At 64.7% G+C, this 22096-nt stretch carries 24 protein-coding genes; 15 read left to right on the top strand and 9 right to left on the bottom strand.

Annotation, left to right across the window (positions count from 1 at the left end; genetic code table 11):
* Positions 1-30: 30 nt before the first annotated feature.
* From pyrE to era, 6 genes are all read left to right on the top strand, one after another.
* Complete coding sequence (gene pyrE / locus AC1ROB_RS21970) at positions 31-618, top strand: orotate phosphoribosyltransferase (RefSeq protein WP_492972930.1); 588 nt, start codon at positions 31-33, stop codon at positions 616-618.
* Between the two features lie 10 nt (positions 619-628).
* The gene (locus AC1ROB_RS21965) at positions 629-1381 is read left to right on the top strand and encodes a pyridoxine 5'-phosphate synthase (RefSeq protein WP_492972931.1); all 753 of its coding nucleotides are present in this window, start codon (positions 629-631) and stop codon (positions 1379-1381) included.
* A complete protein-coding gene (gene acpS / locus AC1ROB_RS21960) occupies positions 1378-1812 on the top strand; it encodes a holo-ACP synthase (protein ID WP_492972932.1) in 435 nt (144 codons plus the stop codon). The genes AC1ROB_RS21965 and acpS overlap by 4 nt, the downstream gene beginning before the upstream one ends.
* Positions 1813-1900: 88 nt before the next feature.
* Positions 1901-2659: a signal peptidase I gene (gene lepB / locus AC1ROB_RS21955; RefSeq protein ID WP_492972933.1), complete on the top strand. Its 759-nt coding sequence runs from the start codon at positions 1901-1903 to the stop codon at positions 2657-2659.
* A gap of 7 nt (positions 2660-2666) precedes the next feature.
* Positions 2667-3419, top strand: coding sequence for a ribonuclease III (gene rnc / locus AC1ROB_RS21950; RefSeq protein WP_492972934.1), 753 nt, complete (start codon positions 2667-2669; stop codon positions 3417-3419).
* On the top strand, positions 3416-4342 hold the full coding sequence (gene era / locus AC1ROB_RS21945) for a GTPase Era (RefSeq protein ID WP_492972935.1): 927 nt from the start codon (positions 3416-3418) through the stop codon (positions 4340-4342). Before rnc ends, era begins: the two co-directional genes overlap by 4 nt.
* 6 nt (positions 4343-4348) lie before the next feature.
* On the opposite strand, the gene AC1ROB_RS21940 is transcribed toward era, so the two are convergent.
* Together AC1ROB_RS21940 and AC1ROB_RS21935 are read right to left on the bottom strand one after the other, a co-directional pair.
* Complete coding sequence (locus tag AC1ROB_RS21940) at positions 4349-5269, bottom strand: AEC family transporter (protein WP_492972936.1); 921 nt, start codon at positions 5267-5269, stop codon at positions 4349-4351.
* 56 nt (positions 5270-5325) lie between these two features.
* Positions 5326-5718: a hypothetical protein gene (locus AC1ROB_RS21935; protein ID WP_492972937.1), complete on the bottom strand. Its 393-nt coding sequence runs from the start codon at positions 5716-5718 to the stop codon at positions 5326-5328.
* Positions 5719-5841: 123 nt separating this feature from the next.
* Here AC1ROB_RS21935 and AC1ROB_RS21930 point away from each other — a divergent pair, with 123 nt between their 5' ends.
* From AC1ROB_RS21930 to AC1ROB_RS21905, 6 genes are all read left to right on the top strand, one after another.
* On the top strand, positions 5842-7842 hold the full coding sequence (locus tag AC1ROB_RS21930) for an AsmA family protein (protein WP_492972938.1): 2001 nt from the start codon (positions 5842-5844) through the stop codon (positions 7840-7842).
* Complete coding sequence (locus AC1ROB_RS21925) at positions 7839-8714, top strand: YihY/virulence factor BrkB family protein (RefSeq protein WP_492972939.1); 876 nt, start codon at positions 7839-7841, stop codon at positions 8712-8714. The genes AC1ROB_RS21930 and AC1ROB_RS21925 overlap by 4 nt, the downstream gene beginning before the upstream one ends.
* A gap of 54 nt (positions 8715-8768) precedes the next feature.
* Positions 8769-10556, top strand: a complete 1788-nt coding sequence (ilvD, locus tag AC1ROB_RS21920) for a dihydroxy-acid dehydratase (RefSeq protein WP_492972940.1) — start codon at positions 8769-8771, stop codon at positions 10554-10556.
* Positions 10557-10626: 70 nt separating this feature from the next.
* Positions 10627-12153, top strand: coding sequence for a M81 family metallopeptidase (locus AC1ROB_RS21915; RefSeq protein ID WP_492972941.1), 1527 nt, complete (start codon positions 10627-10629; stop codon positions 12151-12153).
* A gap of 148 nt (positions 12154-12301) precedes the next feature.
* The gene (locus AC1ROB_RS21910; protein ID WP_492972942.1) at positions 12302-12688 is read left to right on the top strand and encodes a hypothetical protein; all 387 of its coding nucleotides are present in this window, start codon (positions 12302-12304) and stop codon (positions 12686-12688) included.
* Positions 12681-13316 (top strand): hypothetical protein, encoded by a 636-nt coding sequence (locus tag AC1ROB_RS21905; RefSeq protein WP_492972943.1) that lies wholly within the window; start codon positions 12681-12683, stop codon positions 13314-13316. The genes AC1ROB_RS21910 and AC1ROB_RS21905 overlap by 8 nt, the downstream gene beginning before the upstream one ends.
* Positions 13317-13719: 403 nt before the next feature.
* Here AC1ROB_RS21905 and AC1ROB_RS21900 read toward each other — a convergent pair whose 3' ends face one another.
* The 5 genes from AC1ROB_RS21900 to AC1ROB_RS21880 form a co-directional block, all read right to left on the bottom strand.
* Positions 13720-14517: an outer membrane protein gene (locus tag AC1ROB_RS21900; RefSeq protein ID WP_492972945.1), complete on the bottom strand. Its 798-nt coding sequence runs from the start codon at positions 14515-14517 to the stop codon at positions 13720-13722.
* 223 nt (positions 14518-14740) lie between these two features.
* Positions 14741-15097 carry a hypothetical protein gene (locus tag AC1ROB_RS21895; protein WP_492972946.1) on the bottom strand — a complete coding sequence of 119 codons (357 nt, stop codon included), beginning with the start codon at positions 15095-15097 and terminating at the stop codon, positions 14741-14743.
* Positions 15081-16175 (bottom strand): hypothetical protein, encoded by a 1095-nt coding sequence (locus tag AC1ROB_RS21890; protein WP_492972947.1) that lies wholly within the window; start codon positions 16173-16175, stop codon positions 15081-15083. The genes AC1ROB_RS21895 and AC1ROB_RS21890 overlap by 17 nt, the downstream gene beginning before the upstream one ends.
* Positions 16172-16594, bottom strand: coding sequence for a hypothetical protein (locus AC1ROB_RS21885; RefSeq protein WP_492972948.1), 423 nt, complete (start codon positions 16592-16594; stop codon positions 16172-16174). Before AC1ROB_RS21885 ends, AC1ROB_RS21890 begins: the two co-directional genes overlap by 4 nt.
* An 11-nt stretch (positions 16595-16605) precedes the next feature.
* The gene (locus tag AC1ROB_RS21880; protein WP_492972949.1) at positions 16606-18084 is read right to left on the bottom strand and encodes an FAD-binding protein; all 1479 of its coding nucleotides are present in this window, start codon (positions 18082-18084) and stop codon (positions 16606-16608) included.
* A 147-nt stretch (positions 18085-18231) separates the two neighbouring features.
* Between AC1ROB_RS21880 and AC1ROB_RS21875 the strand changes: the two genes are divergently transcribed.
* The 3 genes from AC1ROB_RS21875 to AC1ROB_RS21865 all read left to right on the top strand — a co-directional run bounded on the left by AC1ROB_RS21875 (position 18232) and on the right by AC1ROB_RS21865 (position 20891).
* Positions 18232-18639 (top strand): DUF427 domain-containing protein, encoded by a 408-nt coding sequence (locus tag AC1ROB_RS21875; protein WP_492972950.1) that lies wholly within the window; start codon positions 18232-18234, stop codon positions 18637-18639.
* Positions 18640-18774: 135 nt separating this feature from the next.
* Complete coding sequence (locus AC1ROB_RS21870; protein ID WP_492972951.1) at positions 18775-20268, top strand: cyclic nucleotide-binding domain-containing protein; 1494 nt, start codon at positions 18775-18777, stop codon at positions 20266-20268.
* A gap of 2 nt (positions 20269-20270) precedes the next feature.
* Positions 20271-20891 (top strand): DsbA family protein, encoded by a 621-nt coding sequence (locus AC1ROB_RS21865; protein ID WP_492972952.1) that lies wholly within the window; start codon positions 20271-20273, stop codon positions 20889-20891.
* 4 nt (positions 20892-20895) lie between these two features.
* Here AC1ROB_RS21865 and AC1ROB_RS21860 read toward each other — a convergent pair whose 3' ends face one another.
* Both AC1ROB_RS21860 and xth read right to left on the bottom strand, forming a co-directional pair.
* Positions 20896-21300 carry a response regulator gene (locus AC1ROB_RS21860; protein WP_492972953.1) on the bottom strand — a complete coding sequence of 135 codons (405 nt, stop codon included), beginning with the start codon at positions 21298-21300 and terminating at the stop codon, positions 20896-20898.
* Positions 21293-22066 (bottom strand): exodeoxyribonuclease III, encoded by a 774-nt coding sequence (gene xth, locus AC1ROB_RS21855; RefSeq protein WP_492972954.1) that lies wholly within the window; start codon positions 22064-22066, stop codon positions 21293-21295. The genes AC1ROB_RS21860 and xth overlap by 8 nt, the downstream gene beginning before the upstream one ends.
* Between the last annotated feature and the right edge of the window lie 30 nt (positions 22067-22096).

Below are 22096 nucleotides of genomic sequence, written 5' to 3'. Positions count from 1 at the left end.
AGCCGACAGCCTGAAAGGACCCCGCCGATCATGACTCGCGACGACGTGCTGCAGCATTACCGGGAGTCCGGCGCCCTTCTGGAAGGCCATTTTCTGCTGACCTCGGGTCTGCACAGCCCCGTCTACATGCAGTCCGCCCGTGTGTTCATGTATCCCGAGCGTGCCGAAGCCCTGTGCAAGGCCCTGGCCGAGCGTATCCGGGCCAAACTCGGACCCAAGCCTGTCGATCTGGTCTGCTCGCCCGCCATGGGTGGTGTGGTTGTCGGCTACGAGCTGGCGCGCCAGCTTGGCGTGCCGGCGATCTTCACCGAACGCGTCGATGGCAAGTTCGCGCTCCGCCGCGGCTTCGATATCCCGAAGGGCGCCCGCGTGCTGATGGCCGAGGATGTGGTCACCACCGGCAAGTCGAGCCGCGAATGCATCGATTGTATTACGGATCACGGCGGTGTCACCGTCGGCGCCTCCTGCATCGTCGACCGTTCTGATGGCGAAGTCGATCTCGGCGTGCCGCTTTTCGCTCTCTGCGGCTACAAGGTGATGGCCTATCGCGAGGACGAACTGCCGCCGGAGCTGCAGAAGATTCCGGCCGTGAAGCCGGGCTCGCGCAATCTGAAATAAGGAGAGGGCGATGTCGCTGCGTCCGTTGCGCCTCGGGGTCAACATCGATCATGTCGCCACCATCCGTAACGCGCGCGGCGGCCGGCATCCCGATCCGCTGCGTGCCGCGAAGATGGCGGCCGGCGCCGGTGCCGATGGCATCACGGCGCATCTGCGTGAAGACCGTCGTCATATTTCCGATGGCGACATCGACCGCCTGATGGCGGAGATCAGCCTGCCACTCAACCTCGAGATGGCGGCGACCGATGAGATGCTGGGGATTGCGTTACGTCATCGTCCTCACGCAGCCTGTATCGTGCCGGAGAAACGTGAGGAACGCACCACCGAAGGCGGCCTGGACGCAGCCGGCCAGTACAAGCAACTGGAGCCCATGATCCGGCAATTGTCGGCGGCCGGAATACGCGTGTCGCTATTCATCGAGGCTTCCATCAGTCAGCTGGATGCTGCCAAAGCCCTGGGTGCGCCGGTCGTCGAGCTGCATACCGGCCGCTACTGCGAAACGGATGGCGCGGAACAGCAGGCCGAACTGGAGCGTATTCGTAAGGCCGCCGCCCATGCCGAAGCCCTGGGTCTGGAATGCCATGCCGGCCATGGTCTGAATTTCGAAACGGTGGCACCGATTGCGGCGATCTCCAGCATCGTCGAACTCAATATCGGTCATTTCCTGATCGGCGAAGCGATCTTTGGCGGCCTCGACGGCGCTATCCGTCGCATGCGCGCGCTGATGAACGAAGCCCGCGGTCTGAACGCGAAATCGGCATGATCATCGGTCTGGGCTCTGACCTGATCGATATCCGCCGTATCGAGCAGACGGTTGCCCGTTTTGGCGACCGTTTCCTCGAGCGCATTTTCACGCCGATGGAACGGGCCCGGTCCGAGCGCCGGCCGCTGACCCGCATCGAGTCCTACGCCAAGCGTTTTGCTGCCAAGGAGGCCTGCTCCAAGGCCCTGGGGACCGGCCTGCGCAAAGGCGTGTTCTGGCGCGACATGGGCGTCATCAATCTGGCCAGCGGCAAGCCCTCGATGGCCCTGACCGGCGGCGCGCTGGCCCGGTTGCAGAGCCTGCTGCCCGAGGGCTACGAGGCCCAGATCGAGGTCTCATTGACCGACGAACCACCCCTGGCCCAGGCTATTGTTATTATCTCCGCGCGCCCCAGATTACCTGGTTTTCCGGGAACGCCGACGGGACCTTGACTTTGGCGGATCGTTGCCGGCTTGATGCTGCCCCGACCGGGCGGAAATCGGGTCTAAGGGATTGATTTATATGGATCAGGAGCAGGCAGTGGCTAAGACGAAGACGCGTGTGGGCGACATTTGGGAAAGCCTGCGGACGCTCGTCTACGCCGTGCTGATTGCCCTCAGTATCCGCACCGTCGCCTACGAGCCTTTCCATATCCCGTCTGAGTCGATGCTGCCCACCCTGCTGGTCGGCGATTATGTCTTCGTTTCGAAATACGCCTATGGCTACAGCAAGTATTCCCTGCTGTTCAGCCCGCCGATTTTCGAAGGCCGCATCCTCGGCACCCCGCCCAAGCGTGGCGATGTCGTGGTCTTCCGTTGGCCGCGCGATCCCTCGATCGATTACATCAAGCGCCTGGTCGGTTTGCCGGGCGACCGCATCCAGATGCGCGAAGGTGCGCTCTACATCAACGGCGAAGCGGTGAAGCGCCGGCGCGTCGAGGATTTCGAACGCCGCGACCGCTTCGGCAATGTCGTCGACCGCGAGCGCCAGTGGGAGGAAACCCTGCCCAATGGCGTGACCTACCGCACGCTCGACATCAACATGTTCAGCAGCACCGACAATACCGGCACCTATACGGTGCCGGCCGGGCACTATTTCATGATGGGCGACAACCGCGACAACTCGCTCGACAGCCGTATCGGCCTGGAAGCCGGCGGCGTCGGCTTCGTGCCGGCCGATCATCTGATCGGTCGGGCCGATGTGCGCTGGATCTCCATCGACCAGAATGCCACGCTGCTGAAGCCCTGGACCTGGTTCAGTGCGTTGCGTTGGAACCGCATGTTCACCGGTATCGAGTGAGGCGGGCGTGACGGCCGATCAGCGCAAACCGGTGCTGGAGCAGCTGCAGCAGGTTCTCGGCCATAAATTCGCCGATACCAAACTGCTGGAGGAGGCCCTGGTGCATCCTTCGGCCAATCCACGGCGCAGTCGCGCCAAGTCGGCGCGGCAGAAAACGCCGCCGGCCGACGCACCCGCCATCCAGCGCGACTACAACCGTCTGGAATTTATTGGCGACCGCGTGCTGGGCCTGATCGTGGCGACCCTGCTGGCCGAGCGGTTCCCGCAGGCCGAGGCCGGCGAACTGGCATTGCGCTACAATTCGCTGGTCAAACAGGAAAGCCTGGCGCGCTTCGCCCAGTCGCTCGACCTGGGTGACTTCATTCATCTGTCGCGCTCCGAGCGCGATTCCGGCGGCGCCGGCAAGCCGGCCATCCTTGCCGATGCCTGCGAGGCCGTGGTGGCGGCGCTGTATCTGGATGGCGGCCTGCGCGCCGCCGAGCGCTTTGTGCGCCGCTATATGGAACCGATGGTCACCGAGGTGGCCGCCGGCGACAAGGATCCCAAGACTGCGTTGCAGGAATGGGCTGCGGCCCGCGGCATGGCCGCGCCGCGCTATGAGATCGTGAGCCAGGAAGGTCCGCCGCATGAGCCGCGCTTCACCGTGTCGGTGAAGCTGGGCGGCGGCAATCTGGCCAAGGGACAGGGCGGCTCGAAACGGGCCGCGGAACAGGAAGCGGCCGGATTTCTGCTCGGGCAGCTGGTCGTCGGGAAAGCATGAACGAAGAAACTGAAACTGTGCGGGCGAATACCCAATGCGGGTATGTCGCCATCGTCGGCGCGCCGAATGCCGGCAAGTCCACCCTGCTGAACCAGATGGTGGGGGCGAAGGTCTCCATCGTCTCGAAGAAGGTGCAGACCACGCGGGCGCGCATCACGGCCATCGGCATGGAAGGGCAGGCGCAGGTCATTTATCTGGACACGCCCGGCATCTTCAAGCCGAAGCGCCGGCTGGATCGCGCCATGGTCAATGCGGCCTGGAGCGGCATCGATGAAGCGAATGCCGTGCTGCTGCTGGTCGATGCCGAACGCGGCTTCGACGACGAAAGCCGGGCCATTGTCGAGGCCCTGAAGGACCGCAACCGCAAGGGCGTGCTGCTGGCGCTGAACAAGATCGATGCCGTCCCGCGCGACCGGTTGCTTGGTTTGGCCAAGATCATCAGCGAAGCCTATGACTTCGAGAAAGTCTTCATGATCTCTGCCACCAAGGGCAGCGGCGTCGAGGATGTGCGTCGCGATCTTGCCGCCCGCATGCCGGCCGGCCCGTGGCTTTATCCGGAAGACCAGCTTGCCGATGTGCCGATGCGCTTCCTGGCGGCCGAGATCACGCGCGAGCAGGTCTACCGCTCGCTGCATGACGAGCTGCCTTACGCGATCACGGTCGAGACCGAGAACTGGAAAGACCAGAAGGACGGTTCGGCGCGGATCGACCAGGTGATCTATGTCGAGCGCGACAGCCAGAAGAAGATCGTGCTGGGCGATGGCGGGCAGATGGCCAAGCGCATCGGTTCCTATGCGCGCAAGGAGATGGAGGAGCAGTTCGAGCGCCGCATCCATCTTTTCCTGTTCGTGAAGGTGCGCGAGGACTGGGGCGACGACCCCGAGCGCTACGAGGCCATGGGGCTCGACTTCCCGAAGAAATAACTGGCCCTACACGCCGGCCAGCAGCAGGAAGACCGGCATGGTGATGAAGGCCATCATCGTGCCGACCGTGACAATGGCGGCGGCCAGCGGCGCATCGCCGCCCATCTGTCTCGCCAGGATGTAACTGGCACTGGCCGTCGGCATGGTGCCCCACAGCACCAGCACCTTGGTCTCCAGCGCGCCGAGGCCCCAGAGCCGGCTCAGGCCGTACAGCATCACGGGATAGACCAGAAGCTTCAGCGCGCAGGACAGTGCCACGGCCCGTCCGCCGCTGCGGGCGGCCTGCCATTGCAGGCCGGCGCCGACGGTGAGCAGGCCCATCGGTGCGGCCATGCTGCCCAGCATCTTGAACACCGGCAGGATGCCTGGCGGCAGCGTCAGGCCCGACAGGTTCATGGCGATGCCGATCAGGCAGGCGATGATCAGCGGGTTCTTGATCAGGAACAGCATCTGCGCGCGCAGGCTGGTGCCCTGGCCATGGGCGCCATAGCGCGCCAGCGTCAGCACGCAGAGCACGTTCAGCACGGGAATGGCGAGCGCGATGGCGACCGCGAACAGCGTCAGGCCGGCACCGCCTTCCAGCGCCGCCACGGCGCCAAGGCCGACAAAGGTGTTGAAGCGCACCGCGCCCTGAAACACTGAGGTGAAGCCCGGACCATCGACGCGGGCGAGGGGCCGCAGCACATAGACCAGCGCGGCCTGCAGCAGGATGCCGGCCAGCAGCGCTCCCAGCATGCCGGTCGGATCCAGTCCGCCCAGTTTGGCGCTGCTCAGGTTTTCGACCAGCAGGGCCGGGAAGAAGATGTAATAGGTGACCTTGTCGGCCAGCGGCCAGAAGGCATCGCCGGGGAAATTGAACCGCTTCATGCCGCCGCCGATCGCGATGAGCAGGAAGATCGGCACGATGGCGAGGATGACGGTAAGCATGATGGACTCGGACAGGCGGCGCTGCGCCGAAGTCTAGCCGATGCCGGCGACCGGCACTAATGCTGGGCGAGGACGATCAGCAGTTCCATCACGCGGTTGGCGAAGCCGAAGCCCAGATACAGGGCCAGTCCACGCAGGGCGGCATCCTGCAGGCTGAGCGGCTGCCGCAGTCCGGGCGCGGCATAGCGCAGGTTGCCAACCGGCTCGGCAGAGACCGTCACGGCGGGCGGCGGTTCGTAGAGAGCCGGCAGGTTGGCGCTCTCCCGCACCAGTTCGGGCACCATGAACTCGGCCACCCGGGTGTGGTTGGGGCCGTAGATGCGGCGCCAGCGGAACGCCTCCGCCTCGGCACGTTCGGCATCGCCATGGGATGCACGCGGAATCCAGCTGTCTGCCAGTCTGGTCAGCACCACGTAACGCGGGATGATGATCTCGGTCTGCACGCCCATGGCGTGAGGATTACAAAGCTTTGTTAAGAAATCTTAAACTCGGGTTAATTTTCATCGGGCGTTACACAGTTTTCCTTGGAACTCTAAGGAGATAGGCCGGTTTCCCTTATCTGGAGACCGGCTATGACGGCAATAAAACGGATGAAATGGTGGCATTGGGCCCTGGGACTCGTCGGGGTCCTGGTGGTCGCCATTGTGGCCGGCGCCCTGCTGTTCGACTGGAACTGGCTGCGCAACCCGGCGCAGAGCGCCATCACCGCCGCCACCGGCCGGGCCACCAAGATCAACGGCCGGCTCACCGGCGAGTGGTCGCTGACCCCGCGCTTCGTCATCGAAGACTTCCACATGGCCAATGCCGACTGGGCCGGGCAGCCGGAGCTGATCAGTTTCGAACGGGCCGAAATCGTGATCGACCTGCGCGAACTGCTGCGCGGCCGCACCGTCCTGCCCGAGATCCGCCTGGTGAAGCCCGTGGTGGCACTGGAGCGCCGCGCCGACGGCGAGGGCAACTGGACCTTCGGCATTGCGGTCGCGAAGGATGTGGCCGCACCGGAAGACCGCACCGAAGTCCCGCTGATCGGCCGGCTGATCATCGAGGATGGCCGTTTCCTCTATCAGGATAAAAAAGCCGGAATCGATATCGACGCCAATATCGCCACCATCGTGGGGCGCGAGCGCCGCGACCAGGTGCGCCTGCGCGGTCGCGGCAACATGCATGGCGAACGGTTCGATCTGCAACTGACCGGCGGCTCGCTCCTGTCGCTGCGCGAGAATGACGAACCCTATCCGCTGACCATCGAACTGACCGTCGGCCAGACCCGTGGCCGCATCTCAGGTACCCTGGCCGAACCGATCAAGTTCGAGGGCCTGGATCTGGAAGTGGCCCTGAGCGGCCCTGACCTGGGCAAGCTGCAGATCATCACCGGCGTGCCGCTGCCGATGACGCCGCCTTACGATCTGAAAGGCCGGTTGCATCGCGACGGTGCGGTCTGGCGCATCGAGAATATGGCCGGCCGCGTCGGCAACAGCGATCTGGGCGGCCTCATCAAGATCGATACCGGCGGCGAGAAGCTGTATCTGGAAGCCGATCTGAAATCGAAGGTGCTGGACTATCGCGATATCGGCCCGCTGATCGGCCTGAAGCCCGAGGAGGAACGCCCGCCGAATACGGCTGCCGCCACCACGAGCGAGAAGCAGGCCACTGCGGCCAAGGCCAAGGAGCCGGCAAAGCCGGTGGCGAAAGGCCCGCCGCCCAAGGTGTTGCCGGATGCGCCGCTGGCCATCGAACAGATCCGCCAGGTGAATGCCAAGGTGAAGTTCCACGGCGACAAGATCGAGGCGCCGAACACGCCGCTCAGCGGTGTCGATCTCGATCTGCTGCTGCAGGACAGCGTGCTGCATCTGCGGCCGCTGAAGCTCGGTGTTGCCGGCGGCCTGGTTGATGCCGATATCCGCATCGATGCTCGGAACGACGCCGTGCTGACCCAGTATGACGTGAAGCTCAACCGCTTCCGTCTGGAGCGTTTCCTGGAATCCGCCGGCCTGAAGGATACCGGCAGCGGCCAGATCGACGGCCGCATTCGTCTGACCGGCTATGGCGATACGGTGGGCAAGTCGCTGGGCAGCGCCAACGGCGATATACGGCTGACCATGAATGGCGGACAGCTGTCCAACCTGGCCATGGAACTGATCGGTCTGGATCTGGCCGAGGCGGCGGCCTTCTGGGCCGGCGGCGACAAGACCGTGCCGCTGCGCTGCTTCGTGGCCGATTTCGGGGTCGAACGCGGCCTGATGACACCCCGCGTCTTCGTGCTGGATACCACCGACACCACAGTCACCGGAGAAGGTTCGATCAGCCTGACCGAAGAACTGCTTGGCCTGACGCTGAAGGCGCATCCCAAGGATGTCAGCCTGCTGTCGGCCCGCACGCCGATCACGGTACGCGGCGCCTTCAGTCGTCCGAGCATCGGGCTGGAGGCGGGCACGCTGGCGGCGCGCGGCGCCGGCGCCATCGCGCTGGGCATACTGCTGACTCCGCTGGCCTCGATCCTGGCCTTCATCGAGCCCGGCCTGGAACGCGACAGCGACTGCGTTGCCCTGCTGCAGGGCAGCAAGCCGCAATGAACACCCGGCTTCTGAGCATCGGCCGCCTGCTGTTCGGAGCCGGGCGGGCCATGAACAACAGTCTGTCCTTCGAGATCGCCGGCCATATCGCCTATACCGGACTGCTGGCGATCTTTCCGTTCCTGATCTTTCTCGCCTCGCTGGCCGGTTTCCTCGGCAATGTCAGCGGCAGTCTCGCCTCGGTGCAGACCATGCTGCATCTGCTGCCGCCTGATGTCGCCAAGACGCTGGAGCCGGTGATCCATGAAGTTCTGGATACCCGCGATGGCGGTCTGCTGACGCTGGGCCTGCTCGGCGCACTCTGGGTGGCCTCCAGCGGCATCGATGCCCTGCGTATCGCGCTCAACACGGCCTACGACCTGGAAGAGGAGCGGCCCTGGTGGCTGATCAAGCTGGGCAGCATCGGGGCGATCATCGTCGGCGGCTTTGTTTTCCTGATCCTGTCCGTACTGGTGGTGCTCGGGCCGGTGATCTGGAAGGCGCTGCTCTGGGTGTTCCCGCTGGGCGAGGCCGACCGCTGGGCCTTTGGTCTGATCCGCTATGCGCTGGCTGCCCTGGTGCTGCTCGGCGGCCTGCTGGCGCTGCACCGCTGGCTGCCCGGACGGCGGCTGGATTTTCGCGATCTGCTGCCCGGTGTGGCCGCCACCACGTTGCTGTGGATCACTGCCGCCAGCCTGTTCTCGGTCTATGTGGCCGAACTCGGCAGCTACAGCGCCACCTATGGCAGTCTGGGCGGCGTGATCGTCACCCTGGTGTTTTTTTATGTCTCGGCAGTCCTCTTCATTTTCGGCGCCGAACTGAATGCGGCTTTGCTGCGCCGCAGGGCTAAAAAAGCCGCATCCGCGCCAGCTGAGGCTCTGGCCGAGCGCTGACCCGCTGGCTATGCTCCGGACCCTGTATTTTGCCTCAAGGGACGGACCAGCATCATGGCGACCAAGAAGAAGAAAGCCGCGCCGGCAAAAAACTCGGGCGCGAAGAAGACGGGCGGGAAGGCCAACGCGAAACTCGACAAGGCCAAGCTGCCGAGCCGGCATGTGACGGTCGGCCCCGAGCGCGCCCCGCATCGCAGCTACTATTACGCGATGGGCCTGACCGAGAAGGAAATCGCCCAGCCTTTCGTCGGCGTCGTCACCACCTGGAACGAGGCCGCGCCCTGCAACATCACGCTGGGCCGCCAGGCGCAAGCCGTGAAGAAAGGCGTCAAGGCCAACGGCGGCACGCCGCGCGAATTCACCACCATCACGGTGACCGACGGCATCGCCATGGGTCACCAGGGCATGAAGTCGTCGCTGATCAGCCGCGAGGTGATCGCCGACAGCACCGAACTCACCGTGCGCGGCCATTGTTATGACGCCATCGTCGGCCTGGCCGGTTGCGACAAGTCGCTGCCCGGCCTGATGATGGCCATGGTGCGCCTCAACGTGCCCTCGATCTTCATGTATGGCGGCTCGATCCTGCCGGGCCGTTTCCGCGGTCGCGACGTTACCGTGGTCGACGTCTTCGAAGGCGTCGGCCAGCATGCCGCCGGCAAGATGAGCGACAAGGAGCTGCACGAGCTGGAATGCGTGGCCTGCCCCTCGGCCGGCAGCTGCGGCGGCCAGTTCACCGCCAACACCATGGCCTGCGTCTCGGAAGCCATCGGCCTCGCCCTGCCGGGTTCGGCCGGCGCGCCGGCGCCCTATGAGACCCGCGACCAGTATGCAGAAGCCTCGGGCAAGCAGATCGTCGAGCTGATCAAGCTGGGCATCCGTCCGCGCGACATCGTCACCCGCAAGGCGCTGGAGAATGCCGCCCGTGTCGTCGCCGCCACCGGCGGTTCGACCAATGGCGCGCTGCATCTGCCCGCCATCGCCCATGAGGCTGGCATCCGCTTCGATCTCGACGACGTGGCCAAGATTTTCAAGTCGACGCCCTATATCGCCGACCTGAAGCCGGGCGGCCGCTATGTGGCCAAGGACATGTACGAGATCGGCGGCGTGCAGGTGGTGCTGAACGAGTTGATGAAGGGCGGCTATATCCATGGCGACTGCCTGACCGTCACCGGCAAGACCATCGAGCAGAACCTGAAGGGCGTCACCTTCCCGAAGAACCAGGACGTGGTGCGCCCGATCAGCAACCCGATCACGCCGACCGGCGGCGTTGTCGGCCTGAAGGGCAATCTCGCGCCGCGCGGCGCCATCGTGAAGGTGGCGGGCATGAGCCGGCTCAAGCATGTGGGCCCGGCCCGCGTCTTCGACAGTGAAGAACTGGCCTTTGCTGCCGTGCAGGCCAAGAAGTACAAGGACGGCGATGTCATTGTCATCCGCTACGAAGGCCCCAAGGGCGGTCCTGGCATGCGCGAGATGCTGTCCACCACCTCGGCGCTCTATGGCCAGGGCGCGGGCGACAAGGTGGCGCTGATCACCGACGGGCGCTTCTCTGGCGGCACGCGCGGCTTCTGCATCGGCCATGTCGGGCCGGAAGCAGCGGTCGGCGGTCCCATTGGCCTCATCAAGAACGGCGATATCATCACGATTGACGCCGTGAAGGGCATCCTGAGCGTGGATGTCTCGGCCAAGGAATTCGCCGCGCGCAAGAAGAAGTGGAAGCCGCGCAAGACCGACTACCAGTCGGGCACGCTCTGGAAATACGCCCAGACCGTGGGCGACGCCCATGACGGCGCGGTCACCCATCCCGGCGGCGCCAAGGAAGTCTCCGAATACGCCGACATCTGAACAGACTACGGAAGGGCGCCCTCGGGGCGCCCTTCTTCGTTTCAAAGCCCCCAGCAAGAGACAAAAAACAATGACCTATCGCGTTGCCATTGCCGGCTTCCAGCACGAGACCAACACCTTTGCGCCGACCCGCGCCACGCTCGACCTGTTCATCAAGGGCGAAGGCTGGCCACCGCTGACCGAGGGCAAGGCGATCTTCGATGTCTTCGGTCCGATGAACATTCCTATCGGCGGCTTTATCCATGCCGTGAAGCCGAAGCAGTGGGAGCTGCATCCCATCGTCTGGGCGGCGGCCGCGCCCAGCTCCTATGTCTCCACCGAGGCCTTCGAATATGTGGCGAAGAAAATCCTCGACGGCATCGCGGCACTGAAGGGCCGCATCGACGCGGTCTATCTCGACCTGCATGGCGCCATGGTGACCGAATCCCATGAAGACGGCGAGGGCGAGCTGCTGCGCCGGGTGCGCGCACTGGTCGGCCCTGACATGCCGATCGGCGTCAGCCTCGACCTGCATGTCAACATCACGCCGGAGATGCTGCAGTATGCCGACGTGATGATCGCCTATCGCACCTATCCGCATCTGGATATGGCGGTGACTGGCGCCCGCGTCGCCCATCACCTGGAAAAGCTGCTGACCGGCGAGCGCAAGAAACAGGCGAAGGCGCTGCGGCAGCTGCCCTTCCTGATCCCGCTGACCGCGCAATGTACCTTCATCGAACCCTGCAAAAGCATCTACGATCACCTGACCGACATGGAACACAGCGCCGAGTATCGCGGCGTCAGCAGCCTGTCGTTCGGCCCGGGCTTCCATCCGGCCGACATCCATCATTGCGGCCCGGCCGTGATCGCCTATGCCGACACGCAACAGATGGCGGACAAGGCCGCCGACGATCTGGCGCGACACATCACCGAGCGCGAGGCGGAGTTCAAACTGAACCTGCTGACGCCCGAGCAGGCAATTGCCGAGGCGCGGCGGCAGATCCAGGCCGGTGCACGCCGCAGCATCGTGCTGGCCGATGTGCAGGACAATCCCGGCACCGGCGCCACCAGCGACACGACAGGCCTGCTGGCCGCGCTGATTGCCGAGCATGTGCCGGATGCGACGCTCGGCCTGCTGTACGATCCCGAGGTGGCGAAGCTGGCGCACCAGGCCGGCGAGGGCAGCGACATCGAGGTGGCGGTCGGCGGCAAGCTGCTCAATGTCGAAGGCGCGCGGCCCTACCGGAATCGGTTCAAGGTGGCGAAGCTCGGCTCGGGCAAATTCCTCTGCACCGGGCCGTTCTACAAGGGCACGACCATGGCGCTGGGGCCGATGGCGCGCCTGCAGTGCAACGGTGTCGACCTGGTGATCGCCAGCGCCCGCGTGCAGGCGGCCGACAAGGAGATGTACCGGCATCTGGGCATCGAGCCGGGCGAGCGGCAGATCGTGGGCGTGAAAAGCACGGTGCATTTCCGCGGCGACTTCACCGACATCGCCCATGACATCCTGAATGTGGAAAGCCCCGGCGCCTTCATCGAGCGGGCCGAGACCCTGCCGTACAAGAAGCTGCGCAAGGGCATGCGGCTGAGCCCGAAGGGCCGTGCCCATGGCGGCTGACCGGACGACAACCCAGACGCGATGTATTTCTGAAAAGCTCGCGCATACCTCTTGATCGCTGCATAAACTTCTTCCTAATCTGGGCCGGGGTTAAACCGCCGGGGGTATCGGCGGTCGTGCGAGGCAGGATCAAGGGGGAGTTGTCACCATGGCAGGTCTTATCGACCGGCGGCCGGCGTATCTGCGCCAGGCGGCCGGACTCTGCGGCCTGATCGCGGCCGTGCTGCTGACCGCCGGCTGCGCCCAGCGCCCGGCCCGCCCGGTGGATACCGCCCAGGCCCATGACGACCTGATGAACTGCCAGCAGCTGCGCAGCGAGCTGTCGGCCACGCGCAGCATGATCGGCAAATACGGCATCGACCATGCGCAGCAGTCCGACCGCAACCGCCAGGCCGTGGTCGGCGCGCTGTTCATGCCGGTGGCCCTGATGAACATGGACACCGGCAATGCCGCCGAGCGCGAGGTCGCCGCCTATAGCGCCCGCGCCAGCCATCTTGAGACCATCGCCAAACAGAAGGCCTGCACCAATGACTGACGCATTCCGCCGCCTGACCCGCGCCACGCTTGCCATCGCCGCCCTGGCCCTGCTGGCCGCCTGCGCCCAGCCGGCCCGCGTGTCGCAGATGACGGCGCCGAATGTGCTCACCCCGGTGGTGGGCGCCAACCCGGACCTGATGAGCAGCGTCACCGTCGCCGGCATCACCGGCGGCTCCACCACCAGCCCGCTCTGGACCTCGCAGGTCGACAATCCGGAATTCAAGGACGCGCTGGAGCGCTCGCTGGAATTCAACGGCGTGCTGGCCAGCGATGCCGCGAAGGCGCGCTACAGCGTCAACGCCACGCTGATCGCCCTGAGCCAGCCGCTGATCGGCTTCGACATGACGGTGACGCCGAAGGTGCGCTATGTCGTCACCGAGCGCGCCACCTCGGCCGAGCTGCTGAACGAGGAACTGGTGACGCCTTTCACCGCCGACTTCTCCAGCTCGCTGATCGGCGTCGAGCGTCTGCGCCTGGCCAACGAGGGCGCGATCCGCGAAAGCATCAAGAAATTCCTGACCCGGCTGGGCGAGGTATGGACCGCGCGCGGCACCGCCGCCCCGGTGGCGGGCGGCACGACGCCGGCGGCTCCGGCGACGGCAGCGGCCGGCAAGCCGACCTCGTAAGCGGCAGCATCACCGCCGGAAACAACCAGGGGCGGCGCCAACGGACGGACGCGGGGCTGAAACTGCCCCGGCCGGCGTTGATTCGATTGGGAAAAAGCCGTGTCGGGCTGACATGGCGAACCAGATTGCGCCAAAGTTTGCCATCTGGAGCCATCCCTGGCCTTCCGGAGCCAAACCGGACCAAAGTTGACCAAACTCTGCCAGCGCTGGCCGTGGGTCCTGGCGTTGTATGCAGGCTGTCCTGCGCGCGGAACATGTAGGGAACGGCGCGGCGGATTCAAGGGGGCATCTACTATCCGTCGCTCCACGCCACGCTCACGAAAAACGGCGCCGGATGGCTCCGGCGCCGTCTGATCGGTTCAGTCTGCGGCTGCGGTCAGAACTTGCCAGACCGCGGCTGCGGTCAGAACTTATAGGTGAGGCCGGCGCGCAGGGTGTGCACTTCGAGGTCGACGCTCTGGCGGATCTGGCTGCGGTTGAACGTGCCGGCGGCATTCACCAGGTTGCCGGTCGTCTGCACGTTGCCAAGATCGATATACATATACTCGCCCTTGATCGACCAGTTGCTGGTCAGCGCGTAGCTGAGCGAGGCGCCGGCGGTCCAGCCGAACTGGGTGTCGTGGGTGGAACTGCGCATGGTGAACGAGTTCGTATCGCTGAAGCTCTGCGACAGAGTCACGCGGCTCACCGCCAGGCCGAAGCCGCCATCCAGCAGGAAGCGGTCATAGGCAAAGCCCAGCTTGGGCCGCAGCGTGGCCAGCCAGTCGGTCTCCACCTTGGTGTTCACGCGATGGAAGGCGTTCGGGTCCATGTAGGAGCGGCGGTTGGTGGAGCCGTCCTGGATCTTGAAAACGCCGAAGCCGGCATCGATGCCCGGCACGATGCTGCCCATCTGGTATTTGTAGCCGGCCTCGATGCCGCCGTTCATGCCATAGGGATCGGGCGTGCGGCGCGCGGTGCCGCCGACATAGCGGTCGTCGCCCGAGGCCCAGTAGGCGCCGATGCCGCCGGTGCCGGTGGCTTCCGCCCGCGACAGCGTGTTGCCCAGCGAATAGCCGACATTCACGCCGACATGCGGGCCGGTCCAGTCGACCGGGGCATCGGCGGCATGGGCCGGCCCGGCCATCGTGACAGTGGCGGTGGCGGCAATGGAAACAGCAATGACGGCGCCGGCAAGACGGCCGGCCTTCTGGACGCGCATGGAAAACTCCCCCACGGATTTAATCCCCACGGGCATGGAATACCGGCCCGGCAGGCTGATTTCAATGCCAGGGTGAATACTGTCAGAATTGGTCAGAATTTACGGTTGTGCCCGGAGGCCGCGAAGCGGGGCGGTGGGCGGGGGCGTGAGGCTACCGCAGTTCTGTCATGGCCGGGCCCAGCTCAGATCGGAAGATTGGCCAGCCACCGGCATTTTCTCACCTTCATGAAAAAGGTGCTGAAGCGTTGAAGCGGCGCGCGGCTGCTGTTCCCAAACATGTCCGGCCGTTCGGCGCGGGCAGCACCAGCCAGACGCCGGATGCATAAAGTCGCCGGGTAAATCCTGGTTGCATAAACACGGCCTCGACGACCGGGCCCGACGCCGAAACCGGCAAACCCTCTCTGGCGGCGATGGCGAAAGTAGCCTGCGTCCCGGGACCCAACAGCAGGACGCGCTCCGTCGGCTCGAACAACAGCGTCACCAGCGACAGCGTGCCAAGCCAGCCGAGCAGAGCAAGGCCTAGGCCCCAGACCAGACCGGTGCGTGGCCCGCTCCGGCGGCGGTCAGTAATCGTAGACATGTTCGATCCGCAGACCGAAGCGGTCCGCCTGCCGCAGTAGGTCGGCGAGCTGTGGCATCTCCATCACCAAGCCCAAGCGCTGTGCGCCATCGGTACCCTGCAGTGGAATGCGCAGGATCTCGCGCGTCGTAGGCGGGGCCGGTGTGACAGGGGAGGCCGCGATCGCGGTGAGGAAGATTGCGCGGTTGCCGGCAATCTCGACAATCTCACCGCCCTGCCGAGCGATGGCCTCTAGAAGGCGTGTGAAGGCGCGGTATCGTGGCGTCTCGATGACAAGGCGTCCATCATCCAACTCTTGTACCACGACCAAGCCGGCAATCTGCGCGGCGCTGCCGGCTTCCATGCCAGAGATCACGCTCCGGATCGTCAGGTCTGACTCGCCCAGCGCGGCATCGGAGGCCTGTTCGATCAGTGTTGCATAGAGGGCCTTTGCGCCCCATTCCAAGGTAAGGGCGAGCCGCCGCTCCAGCATTCGCAGCAGACTGGGGTGCGGACCGGGTAGCGCCCAGAGCTCCTGTACGCGAGCAGCGAAGGAATAATCATACCACGGGTTCTGCTCCAGGAAGGCGGAGTAGTCAGCGGCGACGGTCTTCGCCAACCGGTCTTCCGGCGATGGCGTATCCCCGCGCACCAGGGCCACCAGCCGGCCAACGGTTTCCTCATAGGCTGCCTTGATCGCAAATTCGGCGGTGAAGCTGACCCCGATCGTGTAGAGCAGGATTTTCATGTCGGCATGATCGCCGGGGTAAGCATAGGCGATCTTGGTGATGGTGCACAGGCTACGCCAGTATTCGGCGATGCTGCGGCTATAGTCGAAGGCATATTCGTCATGCCCAGCCAGGACAGTGGCGAAATCCTCATATGCATAGGCGATCTGCCATTCCGGGAAAGACAGGTAGCTGTCGGCCAACCGCCGCCGCCATGGTGCTTGCAGGATGCCGCCACCGGCCTCTGCCTGCATTGCCGATGGACGGCATGCCGTTTCCGTCACTGCGATCGGTGTCACGATGAGCAAGAGAAGAATGCCTGCGCCGATGGCAGCGACGGCAAACCAGCGGCGCAGACGGTAGCGTTTCATGCCGGCTGGCGCGCCGCGGCGCGGTCGTCAAACCAAGCGGCCAGAATGCCGAAACCGCCAAGGCTGATATGGGGCAAGTTGGCAAGCAGCTTGAAGACCAGTGGATAATCGCGGACGCCATAACTGATGATCGCGAGGTCGAGATAACCCGATCCGAAGGCCAAACCCGTCAGGCCATCGATCAGATAGGAGAAACCGAAGATATAAAGATACAGCCGGCTTGCGCGATATGACAGAGCAGCGGCACCGGCCGCCCACAGTGCCGAAGCCAGATGCAGTGCATCGTCGTATATATCGAGTTCGAAGATTCCTAATACCAGGCCACCCGCATCAACAACGCCAGGAATGTAATTCAACGCAGATACAATGCCGAGAAAAACAGCATAGGCAGCAGCAATAAGGCGAAGCGGAAGTTTCATGTTGTACACCCTCAGACGAAATAGGTGTCCCACATGATGTTGCGGAACCGTGTTTCGGGATCATAATACCGCTTGCGAGCGATCACATCGCCCAACATCTGGTAACCGCGGTGAACCTGGTCGCGGCGTGCATGCAGGCGATAAGGCATATAGAAGTTGCCGCCCAGTTCGAGTGCGCTGTCGATCAGGCCTTCGGTCATAACGCGCATGTCACGTTCGGCCTCGGGAGTCATGGATTGTGCAAACAGCATCACGGCAGCGATGCGTGGTTCCGGCGCATAGACGAGGCGGGAGACCGTATCCCTGCCGACATAGCGCAGGGTGACATTCAGCAGTTCCTGCCGCGAACGCCCGATTACGGCCTGGCAAGCGGCGAGGAAATCACCGAGCCGTTCCGGTGGCAGGAAATATTCGTGCAGGATGTCCGTGCGCGAACGATCACGGCCAGCCAGCGTGGAAACAGGCTCATTTAATAGCGTGTTGCGCGTCGCTGCACCAGATATCAGTGACGGAGCCAGAACCGTCTCAGCATACCAGCGCGTTTTTTTGATGCTTTCTGATCCCACCTGGGCTCGGAAAATTTCACGCGCAGCGGCCGAAAGAATGCCAGCATGACCGGCCTTGGGTAAACCGCCGGGCGGTGTAGGTAGCGGGCGATACGTCACCAATAGCGCCTCGTCCAGGAAATGCCGACGATCCACGGCAAGCCGGCCATAGACCATGCGCAGCGCAGGATCACTGGCAACATAGCGCATGACACGCTCACCGAATTCTTTTGGTGATACGACCTCGTAGCGCGGCTGCAGCATCTGGTTGTCGACTATTTCCAGTTCGGCATCCACAATGATACCAAACAGTCCGTAGCCGCCGATGACGAGACTGAACAGATCTGCATTTTCTGTCGGACTGCAGGTCAGCAGCGTCCCATCGGCCAGCATAAGTCGCAGTGAGCGTGCAGTGACGCCGCTCGGTCCATGAGGCGCAGGCCAGCCATGCGCGTTGACCGAGAGCGTGCCGGCAACGCCGAAATCATGGTTTGACTGCATGACCTTTGGTGAGAATCCGAGCGGATCAAGCGTGCTGATGATATTCCACCACCGTGTACCGCCACGGGCGACAAAGCATTTCTGCGCGCTATCGACAACGCAAGATTCTGAGGCGAAGGTGACGGTTGTGCTGTCAGGATAAAGACTTTGGCCGCCCATGGAGTGTCTTGCGCAGCCAAGCGACAGCGGCCGGTTCTCGGCTGCCGCCGTGCGCAGCGCATTGCGCAAGTCGGCCAGCATCTGGCTCTCACTGTTTTGGCCGACGAGTAGATGGCGTGTGATGCGCACCGGATTAAGGCGACTGGCATCGTTGACGGTGATCGCCGGAGCGGGAATCGCGCGGGCGATCCCCGGTATCAGATTGAAGGCGGCAGTAGAGGCAGCAGTAGAACCCACAGTCGCAAGTAATTTGCGCCTGGTAACCCCCCTCAACCCCGCCGCCATAACTCCCCCTAAAGGCGATTAACTGCCGATAATCATCTTCTATCCGGGTAAAGCAGGCAAGAAGATTTCCATAAAAAGTGTAGCTTGGAGGTTGCGGTATAGAGTGTGTGTTCTAACTCATTATCACCGAATCCAGAGGTCATTGCCATGTCCCAGTTCCATGAGGACCCGCTCGCCCGCATTACCAACATGAAACTGCCCGGCCCGGATCATCCGATCACCGTGACGCCTTTCGCCGGCCGGGTGCAGGTGTTCTATAACGGCCGCGCGGTGGCCGACAGCCGGCGCGCCGTGAAGCTGAAGGAAGCCAGCTATCCGGCGGTCTATTACATCCCGCGCGAGGATACGGCCTGGGAGGCCTATCTCCCCAGCGCCCATAACAGCTATTGCCCCTACAAGGGCGCGGCGTCGTATTTCTCGCTCGCCGTCGACGGTCGCCGCGCCGGGAATGCCGTCTGGTCCTACGAGGCCGCCTATCCGGCGGTGGCGGCGATTGCCGGGCTGGTCGCCTTCTATCCCGAGCGCGTCGACGGTATCGAAGTGACCGCAGCGTAGAAACACCACCGTCACCCTCGGGACGAGCCCGAGGGCGACGATCTGGGGGGCGTGTGATGATGGACGGGGCGGTGCATCTGGCCCGCACCGTCGCCCTGCGTTAAACAGGAGCATCTGTTTCCCCCGGAGTAGCCCGTGCCGGCCTCTTTCACGCTCACCGATGAAATCGCCCTGGCGGCGCTGGCGGCCCTGTGGGTCGGCCTGCTGCTGCTGCGCCGGCGCCTGGTGGTCAGCGACCTGCGGCGCATGGCGCTGTTCGCCGAACTGCTGGTCTTTGCCTCGGCCATCTGGCTGGTGCTGCCGGGCCTGACCGCGGCCGGCAACCTGCCGGTGCTGGCGGTGATCGGCAAGCCGCTGGTGCGCATGGTCGGCGCGGTCTGGTGGATCCTGCTGGCGGCCCTGATGATCGTCACGCTGGAGCGCTTCGTGTGGTCGGCGCTCGCCCATCGCGGCGTCATCGTGCCCAAGCTGATGATCGACCTGGCCCGCGCCCTGGTCATCCTGTTCACCGGGCTGGGCATCGTGTCGGCGATCTTCGAGGAGTCGATCGCCGGGCTGCTCGCGGCGTCCGGCGTGTTTGCCGTGGTGATGGGCTTCGCCCTGCAGAGCACGCTGGCCGATGTGTTCTCCGGCGTCGCCATCAACATGCAGCGGCCCTATCGCGTGGGCGACTGGATCCAGGTCGATAACGGCGTGCTCGGCGAAGTGACCGAGATGAACTGGCGCGCCACCCATCTGCTGTCGCCGCGCGGCAACATCATCGTGCTGCCCAACAGCAAGATGGCCGCCGCCCAGATCGTCAACTTCAACCATCCCAACCGCCACCAGCGCCAGTCGCTGACGCTTGCCGTCGACGCCCGCATCGCGCCGACGGAGGTGAAGGCGATCCTGGAGGCCGGCGCGCTGAAATGCAGCCGCGTGCTGCCGGTGCCGCCGCCGGAAGCCACCATCCGCGAATTCCGCGACGGCCAGCTCGCCTACGATCTCGCCTACTGGATCGAGGATTTTCCCCATGCCGACCTGCTGCGCCACGAGGTGGCCGCCGGCATCTGGCAGGCGCTCGACACGCTCGGCCTGGCGCCATGGCACAAGGTCGATCCGGCCGGCAACGACCCGGTGGCGCAGGCCGAACGGCTGCTCGGCCTGGTGCTGCTGTTCGCCGATCTCGACGCTGCGCAGCGCCTGCGTCTGGCCCGGTGCATGCACTCCGAACGCGTGCCGGCCGGCCGCGTCGTGGTGGAGCAGGGCGATACCGATGCCAAGCTCTATATCGTCGAGCGCGGCGCGCTGGAGGTCAGCGTGGCGCTGCCCGGCGCCGATCGCGCCGTGCTGGCCCGCCTTGGCGGCGGCGACTGTTTCGGCGAGATGGCGCTGCTGACCAACGAGCCGCGCGCCGCCCGCGTCACCGCGCTGCATGCCAGCACGGTCTGGGTGGTGGAAGCGGAAGACCTGGCACCGCTGCTGCGCGAGCGGCCGGACCTGGCGGAAAGCCTGGGCCGTATCGTCGCCGAACGCCAGGTCGCCAATGCGGCGGCGCTGGCGGCGCTCGGTGCGGCCGACCATGCCGCCGCCGTGCGCAACGGCGCGGCGGAAATCTTCGCCCGCATGCGCAGCTTCTTCGGCTTCTGACGATGGCCCGCCGCTTCACCTATCTGTTCGACCCGCTCTGCGGCTGGTGCTATGGCGCCGCGCCGGCGATCCGCATTCTGCGCGGGCTGCCCGGTGTGACGGTGCGGGCCCTGCCGGTCGGGATGTTCGCCTGGGATCAGGCCGTGCCGCTGGATCGCATGCGCGATCATATCCGGCCCGCCGACAGCCGCATCGCCGCCCTCACCGGGCAGGTGTTCAGCGAGGCGTATTTCGACCGGGTGATCGGCGACCCCGACGGCGTAATCGACAGCGGCCCGGCGACGCTGGCGCTGTTCCTGGCCGAGCAGCAGACGCCTGGCCGCAGCCTCGACCTGCTGGCCGATATCCAGACGGCGCGCTATGTCGATGGTCGCGACGTGACCGATGCGGCGGTGCTCGCCGGCCTTGCCGTTCGTCATGGCATTGACGGCGATATCGCCAATACGGCGGCTTTGCCGGCCGCACAGCAATGGGCGGGCGAAGGCGCGATGATGCTTGGCCGTGCCGGCGGGCGCGGCGTGCCAACGCTGCTGCAGGACAGCGGCGACGGCTGGACGGTGGTGCCGTCGGAGTATCTGTATCAGGCCCGCGAACGGCTGGGCGATCTGGCTAAGGCTGGCTGACTATTCAGCTGCGGATATTCAGGATGGCGGCGATCTTGCTCTTGAGCTGGTCGACCGAGAAGGGCTTGACCACATAGGCGTTCACATTATGCGTGCGCGCCGCCTTCACCATCTCGATGCCGGCATTGCCGGTCAGCATCAGGAAGGGCATCGCCGGATGCTCGTCGCGCACCAGGCGCAGCAGATCCAGACCGGTCATGTTCGGCATGTTCCAGTCGGAGATGATCAGGTCGAAGGGCGCCTGGGCGGCCGTGATGGTCTTCAGCGCTTCCAGGCCGTCGCTGACGGTGACGATCTTGGTCACGCCCATGCGGTTGAGTGCCGAGACCGCCAGCTTGCGGGTGAAGGCCTCGTCCTCGGCCAGCAGCACCTGCAGGTCGGCGAAACCGAGCGGCTTCTGGTCAGGCATCCGATATCTCGCAGGTGACCGGCGTGTGGTCGGACGCTTTTTCGCGGCCACGCGGCTCGGGATCGATCTCGCAGGCGACCAGCCGGTCGGCCAGGGCGGGCGAGAGCAGGAAATGGTCGATGCGCAGGCCGTTGTTCTTCGGCCAGGCGCCGGCCTGGTAATCCCAGAAGCTGTATTCCACCGTGGCCGGATGCAGCGCGCGCCAGGCCTCGGTGAGGCCGAGATTGAGCAGGGCGCGCCAGGCGCGGCGGCTGTCGATGTAGCAGAGCGCATCCTCGGCCCAGCCGGCCGGGTCGTACACATCGGCATCGGCCGGGCAGATGTTGTAATCGCCGGCCATCAGGAAGGGCGTGTCGGCGCCGAGCAGCGCCACAGCGCGCTGGCGCAGTCGCGCCATCCAGCGCAGCTTGTAGTCATACTTCTCGCCGGGCCGCGGATTGCCGTTGGGCAGATAGAGGCCGCAGATGGTGGTGCCGGCAATATCGGCCTCGATATAGCGGGCCTGCTCGTCGGCATCGTCGCCCATCAACCGCGTGCGCACGGCATCGGGTTTGGCCAGGCTCAGCAGCGCGACGCCGTTATAGCTTTTCTGGCCGTGGGTATGGACGTGATAGCCCAGCGCCTCGAATTCCATGCGCGGGAAATCCGGATCCTGGCATTTGATTTCCTGGAACAGCAGCACGTCGGGTTTGTTGGCCGTGGTCCAGGCCAGCACGTTGGGCAGCCGCGCCTTGATCGAATTGACGTTCCAGGTGGTGATTCTCATGGCCGGAGTATCGGCGATGAGGCGCGGGCC

Source organism: Ferrovibrio sp. GW821-FHT12F09 (genome assembly GCF_058806775.1).
Note: the sequence above shows the minus strand (reverse complement) of the source record. Positions and strands in the feature narration are given on the sequence as shown.

Excerpts from the sequence above, each read along its gene's own strand:
- pyrE (WP_492972930.1), top strand. The coding sequence starts at position 31 with ATGACTCGCGACGACGTGCTGCAGCATTACCGGGAGTCCGGCGCCCTT.
- AC1ROB_RS21965 (WP_492972931.1), top strand. The coding sequence starts at position 629 with ATGTCGCTGCGTCCGTTGCGCCTCGGGGTCAACATCGATCATGTCGCC.
- acpS (WP_492972932.1), top strand. The coding sequence starts at position 1,378 with ATGATCATCGGTCTGGGCTCTGACCTGATCGATATCCGCCGTATCGAG.
- era (WP_492972935.1), top strand. The coding sequence starts at position 3,416 with ATGAACGAAGAAACTGAAACTGTGCGGGCGAATACCCAATGCGGGTAT.
- AC1ROB_RS21940 (WP_492972936.1), bottom strand. The coding sequence starts at position 5,269 with ATGCTTACCGTCATCCTCGCCATCGTGCCGATCTTCCTGCTCATCGCG.
- AC1ROB_RS21935 (WP_492972937.1), bottom strand. The coding sequence starts at position 5,718 with ATGGGCGTGCAGACCGAGATCATCATCCCGCGTTACGTGGTGCTGACC.
- AC1ROB_RS21930 (WP_492972938.1), top strand. The coding sequence starts at position 5,842 with ATGACGGCAATAAAACGGATGAAATGGTGGCATTGGGCCCTGGGACTC.
- AC1ROB_RS21925 (WP_492972939.1), top strand. The coding sequence starts at position 7,839 with ATGAACACCCGGCTTCTGAGCATCGGCCGCCTGCTGTTCGGAGCCGGG.
- ilvD (WP_492972940.1), top strand. The coding sequence starts at position 8,769 with ATGGCGACCAAGAAGAAGAAAGCCGCGCCGGCAAAAAACTCGGGCGCG.
- AC1ROB_RS21915 (WP_492972941.1), top strand. The coding sequence starts at position 10,627 with ATGACCTATCGCGTTGCCATTGCCGGCTTCCAGCACGAGACCAACACC.
- AC1ROB_RS21910 (WP_492972942.1), top strand. The coding sequence starts at position 12,302 with ATGGCAGGTCTTATCGACCGGCGGCCGGCGTATCTGCGCCAGGCGGCC.
- AC1ROB_RS21905 (WP_492972943.1), top strand. The coding sequence starts at position 12,681 with ATGACTGACGCATTCCGCCGCCTGACCCGCGCCACGCTTGCCATCGCC.
- AC1ROB_RS21900 (WP_492972945.1), bottom strand. The coding sequence starts at position 14,517 with ATGCGCGTCCAGAAGGCCGGCCGTCTTGCCGGCGCCGTCATTGCTGTT.
- AC1ROB_RS21895 (WP_492972946.1), bottom strand. The coding sequence starts at position 15,097 with ATGTCTACGATTACTGACCGCCGCCGGAGCGGGCCACGCACCGGTCTG.
- AC1ROB_RS21890 (WP_492972947.1), bottom strand. The coding sequence starts at position 16,175 with ATGAAACGCTACCGTCTGCGCCGCTGGTTTGCCGTCGCTGCCATCGGC.
- AC1ROB_RS21885 (WP_492972948.1), bottom strand. The coding sequence starts at position 16,594 with ATGAAACTTCCGCTTCGCCTTATTGCTGCTGCCTATGCTGTTTTTCTC.
- AC1ROB_RS21880 (WP_492972949.1), bottom strand. The coding sequence starts at position 18,084 with ATGGCGGCGGGGTTGAGGGGGGTTACCAGGCGCAAATTACTTGCGACT.
- AC1ROB_RS21875 (WP_492972950.1), top strand. The coding sequence starts at position 18,232 with ATGTCCCAGTTCCATGAGGACCCGCTCGCCCGCATTACCAACATGAAA.
- AC1ROB_RS21865 (WP_492972952.1), top strand. The coding sequence starts at position 20,271 with ATGGCCCGCCGCTTCACCTATCTGTTCGACCCGCTCTGCGGCTGGTGC.
- AC1ROB_RS21860 (WP_492972953.1), bottom strand. The coding sequence starts at position 21,300 with ATGCCTGACCAGAAGCCGCTCGGTTTCGCCGACCTGCAGGTGCTGCTG.
- xth (WP_492972954.1), bottom strand. The coding sequence starts at position 22,066 with ATGAGAATCACCACCTGGAACGTCAATTCGATCAAGGCGCGGCTGCCC.